Origin of the sequence: Sphingomonas sp. BAUL-RG-20F-R05-02 (genome assembly GCF_022662305.1) — a bacterium.
Taxonomy (GTDB): Bacteria; Pseudomonadota; Alphaproteobacteria; order Sphingomonadales; family Sphingomonadaceae; genus Sphingomonas.
Map to the genome: position 1 here is coordinate 511,439 of NZ_JAKNQH010000002.1, position 19,790 is coordinate 531,228.

Annotated in this window: 16 protein-coding genes and 1 tRNA gene; 9 read left to right on the forward strand and 8 right to left on the reverse strand. The window is 67.6% G+C overall.

All coding sequences use genetic code 11. From position 1 onward, the window contains the following. Positions 1 to 121: 121 nt before the first annotated feature. From L8F97_RS07425 to L8F97_RS07435, 3 genes are read left to right on the forward strand one after another with little or no spacing between them, the layout of a single operon-like run. Positions 122 to 1,075: a hypothetical protein gene (locus L8F97_RS07425; RefSeq protein WP_242148039.1), complete on the forward strand. Its 954-nt coding sequence runs from the start codon at positions 122 to 124 to the stop codon at positions 1,073 to 1,075. Beyond that, positions 1,062 to 1,613: a DUF2141 domain-containing protein gene (locus tag L8F97_RS07430; protein ID WP_242148041.1), complete on the forward strand. Its 552-nt coding sequence runs from the start codon at positions 1,062 to 1,064 to the stop codon at positions 1,611 to 1,613. Before L8F97_RS07425 ends, L8F97_RS07430 begins: the two co-directional genes overlap by 14 nt. Before the next feature lie 6 nt (positions 1,614 to 1,619). Beyond that, positions 1,620 to 2,810: a glycosyltransferase gene (locus tag L8F97_RS07435; RefSeq protein WP_242148043.1), complete on the forward strand. Its 1,191-nt coding sequence runs from the start codon at positions 1,620 to 1,622 to the stop codon at positions 2,808 to 2,810. On the opposite strand, the gene L8F97_RS07440 is transcribed toward L8F97_RS07435, so the two are convergent. Together L8F97_RS07440 and L8F97_RS07445 are read right to left on the reverse strand one after the other, a co-directional pair. Continuing rightward, positions 2,797 to 4,239 carry a glycosyltransferase 87 family protein gene (locus tag L8F97_RS07440; RefSeq protein WP_242148307.1) on the reverse strand — a complete coding sequence of 481 codons (1,443 nt, stop codon included), beginning with the start codon at positions 4,237 to 4,239 and terminating at the stop codon, positions 2,797 to 2,799. The two genes, L8F97_RS07435 and L8F97_RS07440, sit on opposite strands and share 14 nt — an antisense overlap. 223 nt (positions 4,240 to 4,462) lie before the next feature. Continuing rightward, positions 4,463 to 4,537, reverse strand: a tRNA-Thr gene (locus tag L8F97_RS07445). A 65-nt stretch (positions 4,538 to 4,602) separates the two neighbouring features. Between L8F97_RS07445 and L8F97_RS07450 the strand changes: the two genes are divergently transcribed. Beyond that, complete coding sequence (locus tag L8F97_RS07450) at positions 4,603 to 4,755, forward strand: hypothetical protein (RefSeq protein WP_242148045.1); 153 nt, start codon at positions 4,603 to 4,605, stop codon at positions 4,753 to 4,755. Positions 4,756 to 4,866: 111 nt separating this feature from the next. Here the strand turns inward: L8F97_RS07450 and L8F97_RS07455 are convergent, their stop codons facing one another. Continuing rightward, positions 4,867 to 6,663, reverse strand: coding sequence for an aminopeptidase P family protein (locus tag L8F97_RS07455; protein WP_242148048.1), 1,797 nt, complete (start codon positions 6,661 to 6,663; stop codon positions 4,867 to 4,869). A gap of 118 nt (positions 6,664 to 6,781) precedes the next feature. On the opposite strand from L8F97_RS07455, the gene L8F97_RS07460 reads away from it, so the two are divergent. Next, entirely contained in the window at positions 6,782 to 8,839 is a 2,058-nt protein-coding gene (locus tag L8F97_RS07460; protein WP_242148050.1) for a S9 family peptidase, read from the forward strand. A gap of 108 nt (positions 8,840 to 8,947) precedes the next feature. Further along, a complete protein-coding gene (locus L8F97_RS22575) occupies positions 8,948 to 9,313 on the forward strand; it encodes a hypothetical protein (RefSeq protein ID WP_277924789.1) in 366 nt (121 codons plus the stop codon). A 3-nt stretch (positions 9,314 to 9,316) separates the two neighbouring features. Here the strand turns inward: L8F97_RS22575 and L8F97_RS07470 are convergent, their stop codons facing one another. Then, positions 9,317 to 9,526 carry a hypothetical protein gene (locus tag L8F97_RS07470; RefSeq protein WP_242148052.1) on the reverse strand — a complete coding sequence of 70 codons (210 nt, stop codon included), beginning with the start codon at positions 9,524 to 9,526 and terminating at the stop codon, positions 9,317 to 9,319. A gap of 171 nt (positions 9,527 to 9,697) precedes the next feature. Between L8F97_RS07470 and polA the strand changes: the two genes are divergently transcribed. Next, positions 9,698 to 12,457 (forward strand): DNA polymerase I, encoded by a 2,760-nt coding sequence (gene polA / locus L8F97_RS07475; RefSeq protein WP_242148053.1) that lies wholly within the window; start codon positions 9,698 to 9,700, stop codon positions 12,455 to 12,457. After that, positions 12,454 to 13,962 carry a lipopolysaccharide biosynthesis protein gene (locus tag L8F97_RS07480; RefSeq protein ID WP_242148054.1) on the forward strand — a complete coding sequence of 503 codons (1,509 nt, stop codon included), beginning with the start codon at positions 12,454 to 12,456 and terminating at the stop codon, positions 13,960 to 13,962. Before polA ends, L8F97_RS07480 begins: the two co-directional genes overlap by 4 nt. Before the next feature lie 207 nt (positions 13,963 to 14,169). Here L8F97_RS07480 and purH read toward each other — a convergent pair whose 3' ends face one another. The 4 genes from purH to L8F97_RS07500 all read right to left on the reverse strand — a co-directional run bounded on the left by purH (position 14,170) and on the right by L8F97_RS07500 (position 19,558). Continuing rightward, complete coding sequence (gene purH, locus L8F97_RS07485; protein ID WP_242148056.1) at positions 14,170 to 15,735, reverse strand: bifunctional phosphoribosylaminoimidazolecarboxamide formyltransferase/IMP cyclohydrolase; 1,566 nt, start codon at positions 15,733 to 15,735, stop codon at positions 14,170 to 14,172. A gap of 77 nt (positions 15,736 to 15,812) precedes the next feature. After that, entirely contained in the window at positions 15,813 to 17,561 is a 1,749-nt protein-coding gene (locus tag L8F97_RS07490) for a heparinase II/III family protein (RefSeq protein ID WP_242148059.1), read from the reverse strand. Then, positions 17,558 to 18,220 carry a ribulose-phosphate 3-epimerase gene (rpe, locus tag L8F97_RS07495; protein ID WP_242148061.1) on the reverse strand — a complete coding sequence of 221 codons (663 nt, stop codon included), beginning with the start codon at positions 18,218 to 18,220 and terminating at the stop codon, positions 17,558 to 17,560. Before rpe ends, L8F97_RS07490 begins: the two co-directional genes overlap by 4 nt. A 57-nt stretch (positions 18,221 to 18,277) precedes the next feature. After that, a complete protein-coding gene (locus tag L8F97_RS07500) occupies positions 18,278 to 19,558 on the reverse strand; it encodes an RsmB/NOP family class I SAM-dependent RNA methyltransferase (protein WP_242148063.1) in 1,281 nt (426 codons plus the stop codon). 69 nt (positions 19,559 to 19,627) lie between these two features. Here L8F97_RS07500 and L8F97_RS07505 point away from each other — a divergent pair, with 69 nt between their 5' ends. Beyond that, the gene (locus tag L8F97_RS07505) at positions 19,628 to 19,786 is read left to right on the forward strand and encodes a DUF1674 domain-containing protein (protein ID WP_242148064.1); all 159 of its coding nucleotides are present in this window, start codon (positions 19,628 to 19,630) and stop codon (positions 19,784 to 19,786) included. Positions 19,787 to 19,790 lie beyond the last annotated feature (4 nt).

The following is a 19,790-nucleotide window of genomic DNA, read 5'->3' on the forward strand; positions in this document are numbered from 1 at the left end:
GACAGTAATGTGGCATGATGTGACGACTTCGTGTTCTCCGTTCCGGTTTGCCGAGCGCGCAATATCCAGCTAAGCGCCGCCGGGTGCTCGACGCGATCGAGCGGTTACGGACGATCCCACGGTGGACAAATTTCGCTCCGGGGCAGCGGCATCGACACGTGCTGTCGATGCTCCGGCATCCCTCGCTCCCGATCTTGCCGGTCTCGAGCCGGTGCAGACCTTTAAACGGCGCTGGCCATCCTATCTCGGCGCCGCGCTGACGATCGTTATGGTCGCGCTGCTCGCGCGGCAGTTGCTGTCGACCGGCCTCGCCGGCCTCGCCCATGCCTTTCCGACGAGCCCGTGGTTCTACGTGTTCTTCCTGCTGCTGTATTTCTCGCCGGTCACCGGCGACTACGTCATCTTCCGGAAACTGTGGAAAATTCCGCCGGAAGGCTTCATCGCGCTGGCGAAGAAGCGGATCGCCAACGACATGCTCAACTATTCCGGCGAGGCGTATTTCTATGCCTGGGCGCGGCAACGCACGTCGCTGGTGGCGGCGCCGTTCGGGGCAGTGAAGGACGTCAGCATCCTCTCCGCGATCGCGGGCAATGCGGTGACGTTCGGCATCACCGTACTTGCGCTCTCCCTGTATCTCGGGCTGCTCACGCATCACCAGCAACAGATCGCGATCTGGTCGAGCGTCATCGTGTTCCTGATGTCGGTGCCGTTCCTGATCTTCTCGAAACGGGTGTTCTCGCTTGATCGCCACACCTTGTGGTGGATCTTCGGCGTGCATCTGGTGCGGTTGATCGCGGGTTCGGTGCTGGTCGCGCTGACCTGGCATTTCGGGATGCCGACTCAGACGGTCGGCATGTGGCTGCTCCTCGCCGCGCTCCGGATGATCGTATCGCGGCTGCCGCTGGTGCCAAACAAAGACCTTTTTTTCGCCTTATCCACTCCTTTGATCGGTCAGAGTGATGATGTGAGAAACCTCATCGCCTTGACCGCGGGCCTCACGCTCGTCGTCCATGTGGTGCTGGTCGCGCTGTTCAGCCTGCATGGGCTGCTGAGGAAGAGAAATGCGGTTTCCTAGTCTCGCGGCGCTTGCCGCCACCCCCCTTGCGATCTTTGGCGTCGCGATCCTCGTCACGCCGGCGGTGGCGCAGGCCGGCGTGCTGGGCAGCGATAGCGCCGCCTGCATGAGCGGCGGCGGGCCGGCGATCCGCGTCAACGTCGATGGCCTGAAGGATCGGGCGGGCGAGCTGAAGCTTGAACTCTACCCCGCCAATGACGCCGATTTCCTGAAGGACGACCGCGACCTCATCAAGGAAGGCAAGTTCTTCCGTCGCGTGCGGGTGCCGACCCCGGCGACCGGTCCGATCTCGCTGTGCATCAAGGCGCCAACGCCCGGGCGCTATGCCTTGCTGTTCACGCACAACCGAGACGGCAAGAACAAGTTCAACTTCTGGTCCGACGGCGCCGGCTTCCCCAGCAACGAGCGGCTCGGCCGCTCGCGCCCCAAGCTCGAGATGGCGACGATCAACGTGCCCGAGGGGGTGGTCACCACCGACATTCACGCTCAGTATCTGCGCGGGCTGGGCGGCTTCGCACCGGCACCCAAGGGGAGCTGAGCCGCGATGCGAATCGTCGACGTCAACGAGTTCTACTCACCGACGGGCGGCGGCGTCCGCACCTATATCGACCGCAAGATGGGTGCGATGTCCGACCTCGGCCACGAGCTGATCGTGATCGCGCCGGGCCGCGAAAATGCGATTGAGGAACGTCCCGGCGGGGGGCGGATCATCTACCTCAAGGCCGGGCGGCTGCCGTTCGACCACAATTACGGGCTGTTCTGGGATCCCGCGCCGATCACGCACGCGCTCGACCGGTTGCAGCCCGACCTGGTCGAGACGTCGTCGCCGTGGCGGCCGCCGTGGGTGGTCGGCCAGTGGCAGAGTGACGCGGTCAAGACGTTCTTCATGCACAACGACAATGTCTCGGCCTATGCGCTGCGCTGGTTCGAGAACCTCGCGCCGACCGAGCGGATCGAGCGCGCGTTCCTGTGGTACAGCCGCTACATGGACAAGTTCCTCGGCGCGTTCGATGCAGTCGTCACCAACGGCCCGGCGCTGGAGAAGCGACTGACCGCACGTGGCGTGCGGATCGACGCGTCCATGCCGCTGGGGATCGAGCGCGGCCATTTCTCGCCCGATCTGCGCGACGAGCGGCTGCGGGTGGCGTTGCTCGCCCAGTGCGGATTACCGCCGCACGGGCATCTGCTGCTCGGCCTCGGGCGGCATCACCCGGAGAAGCGCTGGCGGCTGGTGATCGATGCGGTCGAGCGGGCCGGTGCCGGACTGCCGGTCGGGCTGATCCTGCTCGGCGCGGGCGTCGAGACGCAGAAGATCGAGAAGCGTGTCGCGGGCAGCCCGCACATCCGCATGTTCAGACCCGTCTACGATCGCGAGCGGCTGGCGCGGATCATGGCGAGCTGCGATGCGCTGATCCACGGGTCCGAAGCCGAGCCGTTCGGGCTGGTCGCATCGGAGGCGATGGCGGCAGGCCTGCCGCTGATCGTGCCGGATACCGGCGGCTGCGCGGAGGTGGCCGATCCGCTGTCGTCCGAACTCTACACCGCGCGCGATGCCGGTGCGGCGGCGCTGGCGATCGCCCGGCTGTTCGCGCGTGACCAGCCGATGCTGCGGCGCGCCGCGCGCGTGGCGGCGGGCAAGGTACGCAGCGACCGCGAGCATACCGTCGACCTAATGAATTACTACGAGAGTCTGGTGCGCGCCAAGCGTGACGGCAAGCGGCTCAACGCGGCCTGACGTAAAGGCGGAAGCGACCACCGGGCACCGCTTGCGCACGGTAGCCGTGGCCCTGCGCCCACGCCTCCAGCGGGCGCTCAAGCGCCGGGTCGCCGCTCGTCCATTCGCCCTCCCCGCCCAGCAGGATCGCCGCCGGCGCGCCGAGTGCGCCGAGGCGATCACCGGACACCGCGTGCAGCGCCGGCTCCTGCGCGGGCGTGAGCAGCGCGTGGCTGCGGAAGTAGAACGGCCCGGCGGCGAAACGCGGATCGACCGCGCGGGCGGCGGCCGGCAGGAATTGCGGCGACAGCGTCGCGACCGGGCCGGTGCTGCCGGCGTGATCGAGCGCCGCGCGTATCGCGAGCGACTGGCGCATCGCTTCGATCATCGGCACGCCGCGCACCAGCCCCGCCAGCGCGACGAGGCTCGGCGCGAGGCCGGCGATGACGAACACCGCCGCCAGCCGCTTCGCGGTCCGCCCCGGCGGGTGCACCTCCAGCGCCATCGCCGCCCGCACGAACAACACCGGCAGCACCGGTGCGAGATATTGCCGCCAAGTCGGCGCGGGCATCAGCGCACCGACGAAGGCGGCGACCACCAACAGGTCGAGCAGCACCCGTACGGAATCGCGCCGCCGGTCGCGCACCACCGCGACGATCGCCAGCAGCGCCGGGCCGAGCGCGAGGAACTTGAGCGTGTCGAGCAGCTTGGCCAACCACCCAAGCTTCCACGCACGCGCGCCGCCGAGATAATATTCCACCGGCGCGCGGGTCGGAAAGCCGAGCACACCGAACAGGAACGCAGGCGGATCGGCGACGTAGAACCCGGCGACCAGCGCCGCCACGGGCGCCGCACCCGCCGCCACCAGCGCTGGCCGGTGCCGCCGATCGACCAGCGCGAGCGCGCCATAGCCCAGCGCAGGCACCGCATAGGACACTTTCGCCGCCGCCGCCGCCGCGAGCAGAAACCCGGCGAGCAGCGCCGACCTGGTGGTCGTGCGCCCCAGGCTTCCGCGCACCAGCGCCGGCAGCGCCAGGGCGAACAGCGCGAGCGGCAGCGCGTCGTTGCGCGCGGTGCCGATGCTGAACAGCAGGATGTCACAGCACGCGAATAGCCCCGTTGCGCTGGCGGCGGCACGCTCCCCCGCCCCTGCGGCGCGGGCTGCGCGGTACACGCCGGCGAGCGCGAGGACGCCGAGCAGCGCGTTGACGAGACGCAGCGCCGGCCATGCCCACATGCCCGCCGCCCAGGCCAGCGGTGCGAACAGCAGCGGCTGAAGCGGCGCCTGTAGATAGAGGTAATCGAGATACGGCAGGTGGCCGCGCGCGGTCAGCGTGGCGGCGGCGACATACTGGCTCTCGTCATGGTCGAGCGGGCGCAGCAGCGCGAGCGCGCAGAACAGGACGGCCAGCCCGAACCACACCGGGGCACCACGCAGGGAGAGCTTCATCACAGACCCGGCCTTACCCCGTCACCGCGGCGAAACAACGGCGATGGCACGGGAGATCGCGACATGCCTCCCGGCGATGCCGCGCGGCTGATCGGGGTGCGACAGGAGGTCGGCAGATGAAAGGCCGCGACTGCGTGAACACGCGGTCGCACCGGCCCAGCCGTCGCAGCGATCACCCGCACTTACGCGGCATTCGCCTGATCCGCCTCGAACGCGGAAAAAATGGTGCTGCCGGTGAGGATTGAACTCACGACCTCAGCCTTACCAAGGATGCGCTCTACCACTGAGCTACGGCAGCATTTCCGGTTATCGCGGAAGCGGCGTAAGAGACGAGGCGGACCGGATTGTCAAGGCTGTAAGCGAATGAACGACAAGGAAACACGCGAGGAGCGGCTGGCGGCGGCGCTGCGCGAGAACCTGCGACGCAGGAAGGCGCGGGCCCGGGGCGAGGCTGATGCGGCAAGCACGGCGCAAGCCGCCTCGACGTCGCCCGATACACAAGGGGTGGCGGACTGAGGGCGCCGCCCCCAATTCGTCCGTGTCCTGCGCGGTCGCGGCGCATACTACCAGCACTGCGCCCGGGCTCTCGATTTCGATCGCCTCCAACGAACAGGCGCTACGACCTCGCTAAGCGATCGGCGCGCACTTTGCGGCGAGCCACATGCGCTCCGCATCGTCCATCTGCGGCCCGAGCAGCCCGAGCACCTGCGCATGATAGGCGTCGAGCCACGCCCGCTCGGGCGGGGTGAGCATGTCCGCGACGATCAGCGAGCGTTCGATCGGCACGAAGGTCAGCGTCTCGAAGCCGAGCATCGCCTGCTCGGCGCCGGCGATCCCGCGCGGCTCGACCAGGATGAGGTTCTCGATACGGATGCCGTATTCGCCGGCTTTGTAATAGCCGGGTTCGTTGGACAGGATCATGCCTGCACGCAGCGGCTCGGACGGGCCGCCGCCGGGGTAGAACGGCTGAGCGATGCGCTGCGGCCCTTCGTGCACCGACAGATACGCGCCGACGCCGTGGCCAGTGCCATGCCCATAGTCCAGCCCAGCCTCCCACAACGGCCGCCTCGCGAAGCCGTCGAGTTGGCCGCCGGTGGTCCCGGTCGGGAAGACCGCCGTCGTCAGCGCGATGTGGCCGCGCAGGACGCGGGTGAAGCGGTCGCGCATCTCCTCGCTCGGCGTGCCGACCGGGATCACGCGGGTCACATCGGTGGTGCCGTCGCGGTACTGCCCCCCGGAATCGACGAGGTAGAGCTGGCCCGGCAGGATCGCGGCGTTCGATTCGTCGGTCACCTTGTAATGCGGGCTGGCGCCGTGTGCGCCGGTGGCGGAAATGGTGTCGAAGGAACTGTCGAGCCACACGCCGGTCGCTTCGCGGAACGCCTGTAGCTTGGCGGCGGCGGAGAGTTCGGTCTCGCCGCCAGCCGGCAGCGTGGTCTCCGCCCAGCGCAGGAAGCGCGCGAGCGCGGCGCCGTCACGGGCGGAGGCGGCGCGGTGGCCGGCGATCTCGGCCGGGTTCTTGATCGCCTTGGCAAGGACGGTGGGGTCGCGCAGCGGCAACACGCTTGCCCCGCCCCCTTCGAGCACGTCGAAGATCGCGGCGACCGCGCGTTCGGGATCGGCGGCGACGCGCTTGCCGGAGAAACTGCCGAGCGCGGCGGAGAACTCCGCGCGGTCGCGCACCCGCACCGCATTGCCGAGATGCTGGCGGACGGCATCGTCCACCTTCTCGGGCGCGACGAACAACTCTGCGGTGCCGTCGGCATCAATGATCGCATAGGCGAGCGCGACGGGCGTATGCGCGACATCGGTGCCGCGCACGTTGAGAACCCAGGCGATCGAATCGAGCGCGGTCAGCACCACCGCGTCGGCCTTGCGCGTCGTCAGCCAGTCGGCGACCGCCCCGCGTTTTTCCGCCGAAGAGGCGCCGGCGGTGCCATCGTCCTGCACGGCCAGCCGGGCGCGCGAGGGGGCGGGTCGATCGGGCCATACCGCGTCGATCGGATTGGTGTCGATCGGCACCAGAATCGCGCCGCGCTCGGCGAGTGCACGCGACGCTTCCGCCACCCATGCGCGGGTGTGCAGCCACGGGTCATAGCCGATACGCCCGCCCTGCCTCGCATTGGCGCCAAGCCACGCCGACACGCTGGTGCCGGGCACGGCGACATACTGCCAGTCGTCGGCCGAAACCTGTTCGCGCACCTGCAAGGTGTACCGTCCGTCGGTGAAGATCGCCGCCACTTCCGGCAGCACCACCGCCGTGCCGGCCGAGCCCTGGAAGCCGGTCAGCCAGGCGAGGCGCTGCGCGTACGCGCCGACATATTCGCTCATATGCTCGTCGGTGAGCGGCACGACGAAGCCGTCGAGCGGCACGCCGGCGAGGTGTTCGCGAAGCGCGGCGAGACGGGCGGAGTAGGTCGACATTCGGGATCCTTGGCGGGCGATCGGGGAGGGCTTGCCACTGTATCGGCGCCGGCACGCGCACGCGAGGGGTTTCGCCCGGCCATTGCCGCCGCCGTCCACGCACCCTAGGTCTGCGGACATGACCGATATTGCACCGCCGATTGCCGAACGCCGCCCGCGCAGCTTCACGCGCCACGGCATCACCGTCGAGGATCCCTATGCCTGGCTGAAAGACCCGAACTATCCCGATGTGACCGACCCGGACGTGCTGGCGTACCTCGAAGCCGAGAACGGCTATTTCGAGGCGCTGATGGCGCCGCGCAAAGCCCTGATCGACCGGTTGTATGCGGAGATGAAGGGGCGCATCAAGGAAGATGAATCGTCGGTGCCGCAAAAGGACGGCGATTGGCTGTACTGGACCGCGTTCGAGACCGGCGGCGAATATCGCCAGTGGTGGCGAAAGCCGGTGGCGGGCGGCGAGGACCAGTTGATGCTGGACGAGCCGGCGTTGGCGGCGGGCAAGGAATATTTCCGGCTCGGTACGGTGTCGGTCAGCAACGATGGCAAACTGCTCGCCTATGCGATCGACGACAACGGCTCGGAACGCTTCGAGCTGCGCGTCAAGAACCTCGAAACCGGCGAGCATCTCGCGGACGTGATCCCCGGCACCCTGTCCGAAATCGTGTGGACGGCGGACGACAAGGGCTTCCTCTACGGCCTCGCCAACGAACAATGGCGCACCGACAATGCCCGGCTGCACTGGCTGGGCAGCGACCCCAAGGATGACGTGGAACTGTTCCGCGAGGCGGACGAGGGCTACCGCGTCGGCATTTCGGAGACGAGCGCGCGCAACTGGATCATCATCGCCACCGGCGATCATGTCACCAGCGAGGTGTATCTGCTGCCCGCGAACGATCCGCTCGCCACGCCGCTGCTGGTGTCGGCGCGGCAGCCGGGCCGCGAGTATGACGTGGACGAGCATGACGGTACTTTGTTCATCCACACCAACGACGTCGATCCGATGTGGCGGCTGTGCACCGCGCAGATCAACGCGCCGGGCGAGTGGTCCGAGCGGATCGCACCCTCCGCGCATTTCTACATGACCGGCGTGTCGTGCTTCCGCGACTTCTTCATCGTCGACGGGCGTGAGGATGGGCTCGATCAGGTCGAGATCCACCGCTACGACGGCGGCGCGCCGAAGCGGATCGCGTTCCCGGAGGCGAGCTATGACGCGGGCCTCGGCGACAATCCCGAATATGCGATGGACGTGCTCCGCTTGGGGTACGAATCGATGGTCACGCCGGGCACCGCCTATGATTATGACGTCGCGACGGGCGAGATGACCGTGCTGAAGGTGCAGGAGATCCCGTCCGGTTATGACGCGGATGGCTATCGCACCGAACGGCTCAAGATCACCGCGCGCGATGGCACTGAGGTGCCAGTGTCGATCGTCTATCCGAAGGATTTCGTGAAGGACGGCTCCGCGCCGCTCTACCTCTACTCCTACGGCGCCTATGGCCATGCCATCCCGCCGGGCTTCTCAACCGGGCGTTTGAGCCTGCTCGATCGCGGCTTTGCCTATGCGATCGCGCATATTCGCGGCGGCGACGATCTTGGCCAGCAATGGTATCACGACGGCAAACTCGAAAAGCGCACCAACACGTTCAACGATTTCGTCGACGTGGCGAAGGGGCTGATCGCGGGGGGCTGGACCAGTGCGGGCCGAATCGCGATCGCCGGGCGTTCGGCGGGTGGCGAGCTGATGGGCGCGGTGGTCAATTCCGATCCCGAATTGTGGGGCGCGGTGATCGCCGACGTGCCGTTCGTCGACGTGCTCAACACGATGCTCGACGCGGACCTGCCGCTGACGCCGGGCGAATGGCCGGAGTGGGGCAACCCGATCGAGGACAAGGCGGCGTTCGAGCTGATCCGGTCGTACTCCCCCTACGATCAGGTAAAGGCGCAGGCCTATCCGCCGTTGTTCATCAGCGGTGGGCTGAACGATCCGCGCGTGACCTATTGGGAACCGGCGAAATGGACGGCCAAGCTGCGCGCCACCAAGACCGACGACAATGTGCTGTTCCTCAAGACCAACATGGGCGCGGGGCATGGCGGCAAGTCCGGCCGGTTCGAATCGCTGCGTGAGGCGGCGGAGGAACATGCCTTCGTGTTGTGGCAGTTGGGGATCAAGGCATAGGCCGGTCTCGCCCTTCCGCTGCGGATCGCACTTGGAAAGGTGGATAAAGTCTCGCCGGGCAAGACGTAGGGACTTGCACCGAATCGCGCCTCGTGCGTTGGGGCGCGCATGGCAAAGTCCGCAACCGACCTGATGCAGGATATCCTCGTCGCCGCGACGCTTGATGCGTTCATGGCGCTCAAGAAATCTTCGGGCGGGCTGCCCAACGCGCTGGTGCGCGATCTCAACGCGGTGCACGCCAACACCACCCTCGCCGATCTGCCCGCCGAGGTGCAGGCGGCGATCACCGCGAGCGTGCGCGATGCGTTCTCGCGGTTGTTGAAGGAGGGCTACACCGTCGCGCCGAGTCGCGGCACCACGCCGCCGCCTGCGCCGCGCAGCCCGACGCCGCCGCCGCGCCCGCGCTCGAAATCCGGGCCGCCCACTGTCGAGACGCGCCGGCCGCGCGCACCGATCAAGCCGAAAGCGCGCTGAACCTCAATTGCCCATCGCGTTGGCGAGGGTGGCGAGATCGGCACTGTTGACCGGCATGCCGTTCGCATCTTGTGTGGCGGGGTCGCTCGCGTTCGAGGCGGCGACCGCATCGTGGCGCGGCGCGACACCGACGAAATCCACCGCCGTCCACAGGATGCCGCCCGCCCAGAGCAACGCTGCCCAGCGGCTGCGGAAGAGTTTGGCATATGGCATGCCGCCGGGATTAGCGGCGGTCGGTCAAGCAAGGATTGGCGGAACTGGTTAACGCCGCAGCGCGCTTCCGCCCGTTCACCATCCCCCGCGTTACCCAAAAACCACATGCCGCTGGCGTGTCGCGCTTAAGCCTTTGTGTCGCCCGCCACGCTGGGCTATCCCGCGCGCACAATGCCACATCTCTATCTCGTCGACGGCTCGGGCTATATCTTCCGCGCCTATCACCGGCTTCCGCCGCTCACCAACAAGCATGGCGAGCCGGTCGGCGCGGTCTATGGCTATACCACCATGTTGTGGCGGCTGGTCGACGAACTCAATACCGCCGATGGCCCGACCCACATGGCGGTGATTCTCGACAAATCCTCCAAGACGTTCCGCAACGACCTGTACGATCAGTACAAGGCGCACCGCCCGCCGCCGCCCGAGGATCTCAAACCGCAGTTCCCGATGATCCGCGACGCCACGCGCGCCTTCTCGCTGCCGTGCATCGAGGAAGAGGGGCTGGAGGCGGACGACATCATCGCCTGCTACACCCAGGCCGCGCTGGCGCAGGGCTGGTCGGTGACGATCGTGTCCTCGGACAAGGATCTCATGCAGCTGATGACCGATCCGTCGGTCGACATGTACGACACGATGAACAACCGCCGATTGGGCGCGGACCATGTCGTCGAGAAGTTCGGCGTCGGTCCGGAGCGGCTCGGCGATGTGCTCGCGTTGATGGGCGACAGCGTCGACAACGTGCCGGGCGTCACCGGGGTCGGTCCCAAGACCGCCGCCAAGCTGATTCTCGAACATGGCGATCTCGAAGGCGTGCTCGCCGCCGCCGAGGGGATGAAGAAGGGCAAGCTGCGCGACAATCTGATCGAGCAGGCCGACAATGCCCGCCTGTCCAAGGTGCTCGTCACGCTGAAGTGCGACGGCACCCTGCCCGAGCCGCTCGACGATCTCACGCTGCAGGGCATCCCCGATGCGCCGCTGCGCGCGTTTCTGGAACATCACGGCTTCAAGTCGCTGCTGACCAAATTGTCGGCGGTGGCGGATGCGCCGGTAGAAACGCCCAAGAGCGTACTGACGCCGGACGAAGAACCGGCGTGCGATCACGACGGCTACGAGACGGTGGTGGACGAGGCCGCGCTCGATACGTGGATTGCGGCCGCGCGGCATCAGGGTTGGGTGGCGGTCGATACCGAAACCACCGGCATCGATGCGACGCGCGCCGAACTGGTCGGCATCAGCATGGCGCTGCAACCCAATCGCGCGTGCTACATCCCGTTGAGCCACGGCGGCACCGGCCTTTTCGCCGAGCGGCCCGCGCAGATCGACACGGCGGTGGCGCTCGACAAACTGAAGGCGCTGTTCGAGGACGCTTCGGTCCTCAAGATCGGCCACAACCTCAAATACGACATGATCGTGCTGGGGCGGCTTGGCATCGACGTGGCGCCGTTCGACGATACCATCCTGATGAGCTTCGATCTCGACGCCGGTCTGCATGGCCACGGTATGGACGAGCTTGCCGCGACGCACCTGTCGCACAGTTGCATCGCCTTCAAGGACGTGGTCGGCGTCGGCAAGACGCAGCGCCAGTTCAATGAGGTCGATCTCGTCGCCGCGACCCGTTACGCCGCCGAGGATGCCGACGTGACGCTGCGGCTGTGGCGCCGTTTCAAACCGCGTCTCGCCGCCGAGGCTGCGACGCGCGTGTACGAAATGGTCGACCGCCCGCTCGCCCCCGTGATCGCACGGATGGAGCGACAGGGCATCAAGGTCGATCGCGAGAAGCTGGCCGGCCTGTCGGGCGAATTCTCGACGCAAATCGCCGCGCTGGAAATCGAAATCCACGCGATCGCCGGCGGCCCGTTCACGATCGGCAGCCCCAAGCAGTTGGGCGACGTGCTGTTCGAGCGGATGGGCATCAAGGGCGGGCGCAAGGGCAAGTCGGGCGTCTATTCGACCGACGTCAACGAGCTGGAACGGATCGCCGCCGATAAGGACTCGGTTGGTTCCGGCATCGCCGGCAAGGTGCTGGAATGGCGCCAGCTCACTAAGCTCAAGAACACCTATACCGATGCGTTGCAGGCGCAGATCAATCCGGCGACCGGCCGCGTGCACACCAGCTACAGCCTGACCGGTGCGCAGACCGGGCGGCTGTCCTCGACCGACCCCAACCTGCAGAACATCCCGATCCGCACCGAGATCGGCCGCCAGATCCGCGACGCGTTCGTGGCGGAGGAGGGCAACGTCATCCTCGCCGCCGATTATTCGCAGATCGAGCTGCGCCTCGCCGCGCACATGGCCGACGTGCCGCAGCTGCGCGAGGCATTCGCGAGCGGCGCGGACATTCACTCGCTGACGGCGCAGGAGCTGTTCGGCGAGGTCAACCGCGACACGCGCGGACGTGCCAAGACGATCAACTTCGCGATCCTGTACGGCATCTCGCGCTGGGGGCTGGCGGGCCGCCTCGACGTGACCGCTGACGAGGCGCAGGCGATGATCGACCGCTATTTCGAGCGCTTCCCCGGCATCCGCAACTATATCGCCGCAACCACCGAATTCGTGCGCGAGCGTGGCTTCACCGAAACGTTGTTCGGGCGCAAGACGCACTTTCCGCGCATCAAATCCAAGGTCCAGCACGAACGCCAGGGTGCCGAACGCGCCGCGATCAACGCGCCGATCCAGGGCACCTGCGCCGACATCATCAAGCGCGCGATGGTGCGGATGGAGCCAGCGTTGGCGGAGGCTGGTCTCGGCCACGTCCGCATGCTGCTGCAGGTGCACGACGAACTGGTGTTCGAACTGCCCGCAGGCGACGTCGACGCCGCACGCCCGGTGATCGAGCGCGTGATGGCAGCCGCAGCCGAGCCCGCCATTACGCTGTCGGTGCCGCTCGGCGTCGAAATCGGCGTGGGGCTGAGCTGGGGCGCGGCGCATTGACCAACGCCGCTGGGTCGGCGGGGGCGCCAGACGACATCGACGCGCTCGCCAAGGGTGGGCGCACCAACATCTTCGGCTTTCTGCTGCGACTCGCCGCGCGGATTCCGTTCCTGTTCATCGCCGGTCGCAGCTATGGCCCCGATCTGGTCGGGCGGTTCGCGCTGGCGGTGGTGGTGGTGGAGTTCGCCGCGCAGCTCTGCACGCTCGGGCTGAAGCGCGGACTTGCGCAGGCGTTCGCCAAGTCGGGAGAGCGGTCGCACACGCATGTCGCATGGGACGCGCTGGCGGTGGCGTTCGTCGCCTCGGCGATCGCCAGCGTGGTGCTGTTCGCGCTGCCCGAAATCATGTTCCCCAGCGGGCTGTCCGGCGGGTTCGAACGGTATCTGCCGGTCGTCATCGTGGCTTGGGCGTGGACCGAGATCAGCCTCGCCGCGCTCGCCTACCGCCGCAACGTCGGTGCATCGGTCACCGCCCGTGCGATCGTCGAGCCGTGGACAATCAGCATCGCCGCGCTGGTCTTCTCGTTCATCGCGAAACCGGACGGGCTGGTCCTGTCGTACATGCTGTCGATGGTCGGGGCGCTGCTGGCGGCGTTCGTGCCGTTCCTGAAAAGCTATGGTCTGCCCTATGGCTGGCGCCCGGAGCCCGGGCGGCTGGTCGCGCTGGCGCGGCACAACGTTCCGCTGGCGGGCGCCGACGCGATCGAATGGGGCTCGCGCAATGTCGATCGCGCGATCCTGGGCTATATGTTTGAGCCGAAGATCGTCGGCATCTACTACATGGCGGTGCAGATCGCCACGCTGCCGGGCAAGTTGAAAACCAGCTTCGATCCGATCCTCAGCCCGGTCATCACCTCCAGCCTTGCGCAGAACGACCGCAAGGCGGTGGCGCAGCAGGTCCGACAGGTGGGGTTCTGGATCATGTCGGCACAGCTGGGCCTTGCGCTGATGGGGTCGATCCCCGGCAAGGCGGTGATGGGCGTCGTCGGCCCGCAGTTCGTCGCCGGCACGGCGGCGATGGCGTTCCTGCTCTGCGCGGAGGTGGCGGCGTCGACCGGCGCGGTGTGCGAAAGCGCCCTGGTCTATATCGCACGGCATCTCAACCTGATGCTGTCGATCGGCGCGCTGACCTTGCAGGTGGCGCTGAGTTTCGGATTGATCTTCGCGATGCGATGGATCGGCTGGCCGGAAAATTATCAGGCCGCCGGGCCGGCTGTGGCGCTGCTCCTAGCGATGGGCACGTCGTCGCTGGTGAAGTCGAGCGTTCTCGCGAAGATGCTGGGTGCGCCGGTGCGCGGCTGGCGCTGGCAGATGCTGGGCGCGGCGGCGGCGGCGATCGCGGTGGGGACGATCTTCACCTCGCTGCCGCATCGCTACGAATGGGCGGAACTGGTGTTCGGCGAGCCGGCAATCGCCGCGAGCTACCTGTTCGTGCTGTGGAAGTTCGCCACCGGCCCGGAAGATCGCGCGCTGTTGCGTAAGACGCCTGCCGCGGCGACGGCCTGAACGGTCGCGGCGCACGTCGACTTCTGGCCGAGGCGGCTTAGGTAAACGTCGCAGGTGCTCACGGCCGGTCATGGGCGAAGCCAGTGACAGGTGCAGGATGCGGGGCATCCTCCACCTGTCACTCGTCGGACGGCACTTTGGCGCCGCCGGCCGGGCCGATCGCGGAGACCCGGGCCGGAGCTTTGCTGCGGCTAGGAGCGATCGGCCTCAGTGCCGAAAATGCCTCACGCCCGTGAACACCATCGCCAGGTTGGCGGCGTCCGCGGCGGCGATCACCTCGTCATCGCGAATCGAGCCGCCCGGCTGGATAACCGCCGTAGCACCCGCCTCGACCGCTGCCAGCAGGCCGTCGGCGAACGGGAAGAACGCATCCGACGCCACGGCCGAGCCGATCGTGCGGGGTTGCGCCCAGCCCGCTTTGTCCGCCGCGTCCTTGGCCTTCCACGCGGCGATGCGCGCCGACTCTAGTCGGTTCATCTGGCCCGCACCGATGCCGGCGGCGGCGCCGTCCTTTGCATAGACGATCGCGTTCGACTTGACGTGCTTGGCCACCGTCCAGGCAAAGCGGCAATCCGCCAGTTCGTTCTTGGTGGGCGCACGCTTGGTGACGACCTTCATCTCCGGCACCGAGGCGTTGTCGCGGCCCTGCACCAGCCAGCCGCCGGTGATCGCCTTGGCCAGCAACCCGCCGCGCGCGGGATCGGGCAGATCGCCGGTGAGCAGCAGGCGCAGGTTCTTCTTGGCGGCGAACAGCGCAAGCGCCTCGTCATCGGCGTCCGGCGCGATCACCACTTCGGTGAAGATGCCGGTGATCGCCCGCGCGGTCGCCGCGTCGAGCTTGCGATTGAGCGCAATGATGCCGCCGAACGCGGACACCGTGTCGCAGGCGAACGCATCGGCATAGGCCTGCTCGATCGTCTTGGCGGTGGCGACGCCGCAAGGGTTGGCGTGCTTGACGATCACCACGCTCGGGTCGGCATCGCGGAACTCGCTGATAAGGTCGAGCGCGGCGTCGGCGTCGTTGAAATTGTTGTACGACAGTTCCTTGCCCTGCACCTGCCGCGCCTGGCCGACGCCGTTCGCGGATGGCTTGTGCGTCGCGTAGAACGCCGCCTGCTGATGCGGGTTCTCGCCATAGCGCAGCGCCGAACCGAGCGTCAGCGTAACCGGCAGCACCTGCGGGAACGACTCGCGCTGGTCGACGAACGCGAACCACTGCGCAATCGCGCCATCATAGGCGGCGGTGGCGGCATAGGCTTTTGCGGCGAGGCGCTTGCGGTCTTCCAGCGTGGTGCTGCCGCCCGCGACGAGCGCGTAATCGGCGGGATCGGTGACGATCGCGACATAGGCGTGGTTCTTCGCGGCGGAGCGCACCATCGACGGGCCACCGATGTCGATGTTCTCGATCACCTCGTCACGCTCGGCACCGCGCGCGACGGTTTCCTCGAACGGGTAGAGGTTGACCACCACCAGATCGATCGCGCCGATCTCGTGTTCCGCCATCGAGGCGGCATGGGCTTTATCGTCGCGCACTGCGAGCAGACCGCCGTGCACCTTGGGGTGGAGCGTCTTGACACGACCGTCCATCATTTCCGGGAAACCGGTGAGATCGGAGATGTCGCGCACCGTGAGGCCCGCATCCCGCAATGCCTTGGCGGTGCCGCCGGTCGAGACCAGTTCGACGTTCGCTTTGGCAAGCGCCTTGCCGAGATCGACGATGCCGGTCTTGTCAGACACTGACAGGAGGGCGCGGCGGATGGGGATGGCGGTCATACGAGGATCCTAGCAGCGTTCGTCGTAAGCTGACGCAGGACGAACCGGGAATGTGCGGTCGCGCGCTCCCTGCCCGCTTAGCCTGCGCGCTTCAAGACCCAGCCGACATTGGTACCGCCAGCCGGCGTCTCGCCGGTGACGACGAGCTGGAAGGTCGATTGCGGTCGTCCCGCGCCGTCGACCCACAGGCTCGGCTCAACCGTAAGCGCGCCGCCCTTGCAGCGGAACTGCCAGAGCGTGCCGCCGGGCAGCCGCAGCAGCGCCGCCATGCCATCGGCCGTGGGCGAGACTTCGACACCGTCACCGAGGTGGAAACGCAGCACGAAGCCGGTCGCGACCACGCGCCCGCGCTTGCTCGCAGGCAGCAGCATGTCGTCGCCGCGCAGTTCGCGGCCATCGCCGGTAAGGATCAACTGACGGCGGTGGACGAAGCCGAAGCGGCGCGCGTAGCCGTCATGACTCGCCTCGACGCGGCTGGCGTTTTCACTCTCCTGCCGGGCCAGTTCGACCGCACCGACACCGCGCCCAAGCGTGCCGTCGACCTGAACCGCGGTGGAATTGCTGTCGCCGACTACTAGCGTCGAATGCGCGGCGGTGGTGCGCAGCCCCTCGACCAGCGCGCCCGGCAGTTGCGCGATGCCGGCCCGCGCGCCGCCGCAGTTGACGATGATGCGGTGTGGCCCGTCCGAAAACTCGAACGCCAGCGTTGAGGCGCAGCCGCCCTTCACCACCCGCGCGACCGGCGGCGGTGCGGCATCGAACACCACCACCGCCTGTGCGGCGGACAGCCGCTGATACCCCCACTCGCGAGCCTGCCGCAGCGGGCGGGTGCGCACGCCGGTGGCGGCGACGATCTCCGCGACGGTTTCGCCCGGAACTGGGCCGCCGCCCTGCCAGCTCGACAGTCCGCCATCGCCGAGACACACGCCGAGCAGCGCCGGCACGAGCCGGCCGAGCGTGTCGGCGATCAGCGCAGGCGGCTCGATCCGGCGCGCCTCATACACCTCGCGCAGTGCGGTGAGCAGCATGATGACGTCGAGCTGCGTCGCCGGGCTGCGTGAAACGACACCGCCGTCCTCGAACACCGACACCGCCAGCGCGCGGGTGAGCGCGGCCTCGTTGGCGAGCCGGCGCGGATCGCCGCCGGGCAGCAGCATACCGCCGGCCACTACGCCGCAGGCGGTGGCGACCCGCGCCGCACCCGGCGCGATCTTGTCGGCACCGCGATCGAGATGGCGCGCACCGCGTGCGAAGGTGTTGAGCACCTTGCTGCGATAGACAAGATCGGTCGAGGACAGGATCAGCGGCGCATGGGCCGACCATGCAAGGATCCGCCGCCCGCAGAGATCGGCGCGCCACGCCGGCTCGCTGATCGTGTCGGCATGCGCGACGAGCCATTGCCGCATGATCGCCTCGGCAACGGGTACGCCCTGCACGCGTGTCGCTACGCTCGACAGATCGCGCAGCCACGCAGCGCTGTGCAGATACTCGGCGAAATCGGCGGAGAAATCGGGCTTGGCTAGGTTGAGCGACTCGATCGCGCGGGTTTCGCCACGGAACATCATCTCCCCGCCGAGCAGCGCCTGTCCGCGCTTGAAATCGCCAAGGAAGGGATCGTCCGGCACCGCCAGCAGCTTGAGCGGATAGCGCCCTTTCAGCCGCATGCCATGCAGCGGCGTGCGCCACGTCAGGCGGTGGAACTGTTCGGCCAGTCGCTCCGCCAGTGAAAGCCCTTTGTCGCCGCCGGCACGGACCAGCCACTTGCCCTCGACCGGCTCAAGCGCGCCCAATTCGAGCAGGTCGTCGGCGGGCAAGCGGTCGCTCACGCGCCCCTCAACGCCCGGATGTTGGCGGCATACTGGTCGGGTCCGCCGCGGAAGGTGGCGGTGCCGGCGACGAGCGCGTCGGCACCCGCCTCGATCGCATCGCGCGCGGTCTCCACATCGATGCCGCCGTCGACCTCCAGATCGACGCGGTAGCCGCCCTTGTCGATCATCGACCTGACCGCCGCGATCTTGCGCAGCGCGCTCGGGATGAAGCTCTGCCCGCCGAAGCCCGGGTTCACGCTCATCACCAGCACCAGATCGACCGAGTCGATGAGATATTCGAGCGCCTTGGCCGGGGTCTGCGGGGTCAGTACCACACCGGCGCGCTTACCGAGGGTACGGATGTGCTGGAGGCTGCGGTGCGTGTGCGGCCCGGCCTCCAGATGGATGCTGATCGTGTCGGCACCGGCCTCTGCGAACGCATCGAGGAACGCATCGACCGGCTGGATCATCAGGTGGACGTCGAACGGCTTGGGCGTATGTGGGCGAAGCGCCTTCACCACTTGCGGGCCGATCGTGATGTTGGGGACGAAATGCCCGTCCATCACGTCGATGTGAATCCAGTCGGCGCCGGCGGCGTCGATCGCGCGGACCTCCTCGCCCAAGCGTGCGAAATCGGACGAGAGGATCGACGGGGCGATGCGGACGTGGTTCGGCATGCCGGAATCTGTAGGCATGGCCGGGAGTAGCCGCAAGCTACGTATCAATTGCGACGGTTAAGCGCGCCGTAACCGTGCGATGAAAAAGCCATCGTTACCGCCCGGCGTCACCTGCCCCGGCAGCAATCGCAACCAGCCGCGTTCGTGCGGCATAACGCCAGCGGGAAGCTCGTCCGCACGGACCGGGTCGAGCGTGAAGTCGCCCTGTTCCGCAAGGAACGCCTCGATCCGGCTTTCACCTTCCTCGCGTTCCAGCGAACACGTTGCGTAGACGAGCGTACCGCTCGGCTTCACCCAGGCGGCGGCGCGGGTGAGCAATCTGGCCTGCGTCACCGCCATCTGCGCGATCACCGAGGGGCGTGTGCGATACAAAACATCCGGGTGGCGGCGGAAGATGCCGGTCGCGCTGCACGGCGCATCGAGCAGCACGGCGTCCACCGGCTCTTGCGGAGACCAGTGCAGCACGTCGCCGGTGATGACGCGCGCCTTCGTCTCGGTCCGCGCGATGTTGGCGCGCAGCCGGGTGAGGCGCGCCTCGGAGGCATCGACCGCGATCACCGACCAGCCGGCGTGGGCGAGCTGCATCGTCTTGCCACCAGGCGCCGCGCACAGATCGAGCGCAGTCCCCTCACCGCGTCCGATGAGGCGCGCGGGCAGCGAAGCGGCGATGTCCTGCACCCACCATGCGCCCTCCTCGAAGCCGGGCAACTCGGGAACATGCGCTGATTCAAGCCGGACGTGGCCGGGCAGCAGCGACGTGCCGCCGAGTCGCTCGACCCAAGCCGCCGTGGTGGCAGGGTCGGCGAGCGTGAGATCGAGCGGCGGCGGGGCCGAGATCGCCTGTTCGGCCGCCTCGATCATGTCGTCACCCCAGGCGGCATGCCAGCGGATCGCCACCGGGTCCGGCAAGGCGGGGATCTCGGGCAGCGTGTCACCCCGGCGGGAGAGCGCACCGAACACGCCGTGGACGAGCTTCTTGGGGCCACCATCGACCAGCGGCAGCACCGTCGCGATCGCGGCATGCGCGGGTGTGCCGAGCGACAGCATCTGCACCAGCGCGATGCGCAGCACGAAGCGCGCCTTGGCATCCTCCGGCAGCGCGCGCGGTGTCGCCGAATCAATCAGCGCGTCGAGATCGGGCAGGCGGCGTAACACTTCGGCGGCGATGGCGTGGGCAAGCGCGCGGTCGTCCGCCCGTTCAATTCCAGCGGTGGCGCGGCCCAGCGCCGCCTCCAGCGGCAGGCCCTGACGCAGCACCGCGTCGAGCAGTTTCAGCGCAGCACGGCGGGCCGGAACGCCGGGGGGATCGTTGGGTTTGGTTGCGGATGGGGTCTTCAAGGCTTGAACTCGCAAAGCAGGCGGACGATCTGTGACACATCGTCACACACGCCGCCGAAAGGAACCTCCATGAGCCGCCGACCGCCGCATGTGAAGCCACCCGCCTATCTTTCCCCCAATCCGCCGGTTCCTGCACCGGAGCCGCAGCACAAGACCAAAGACCCGCTCGACCTCGATCCGACCCGCTATGGCGACTGGACGCTGAAAGGAATCGCGATCGACTTCTGACGCG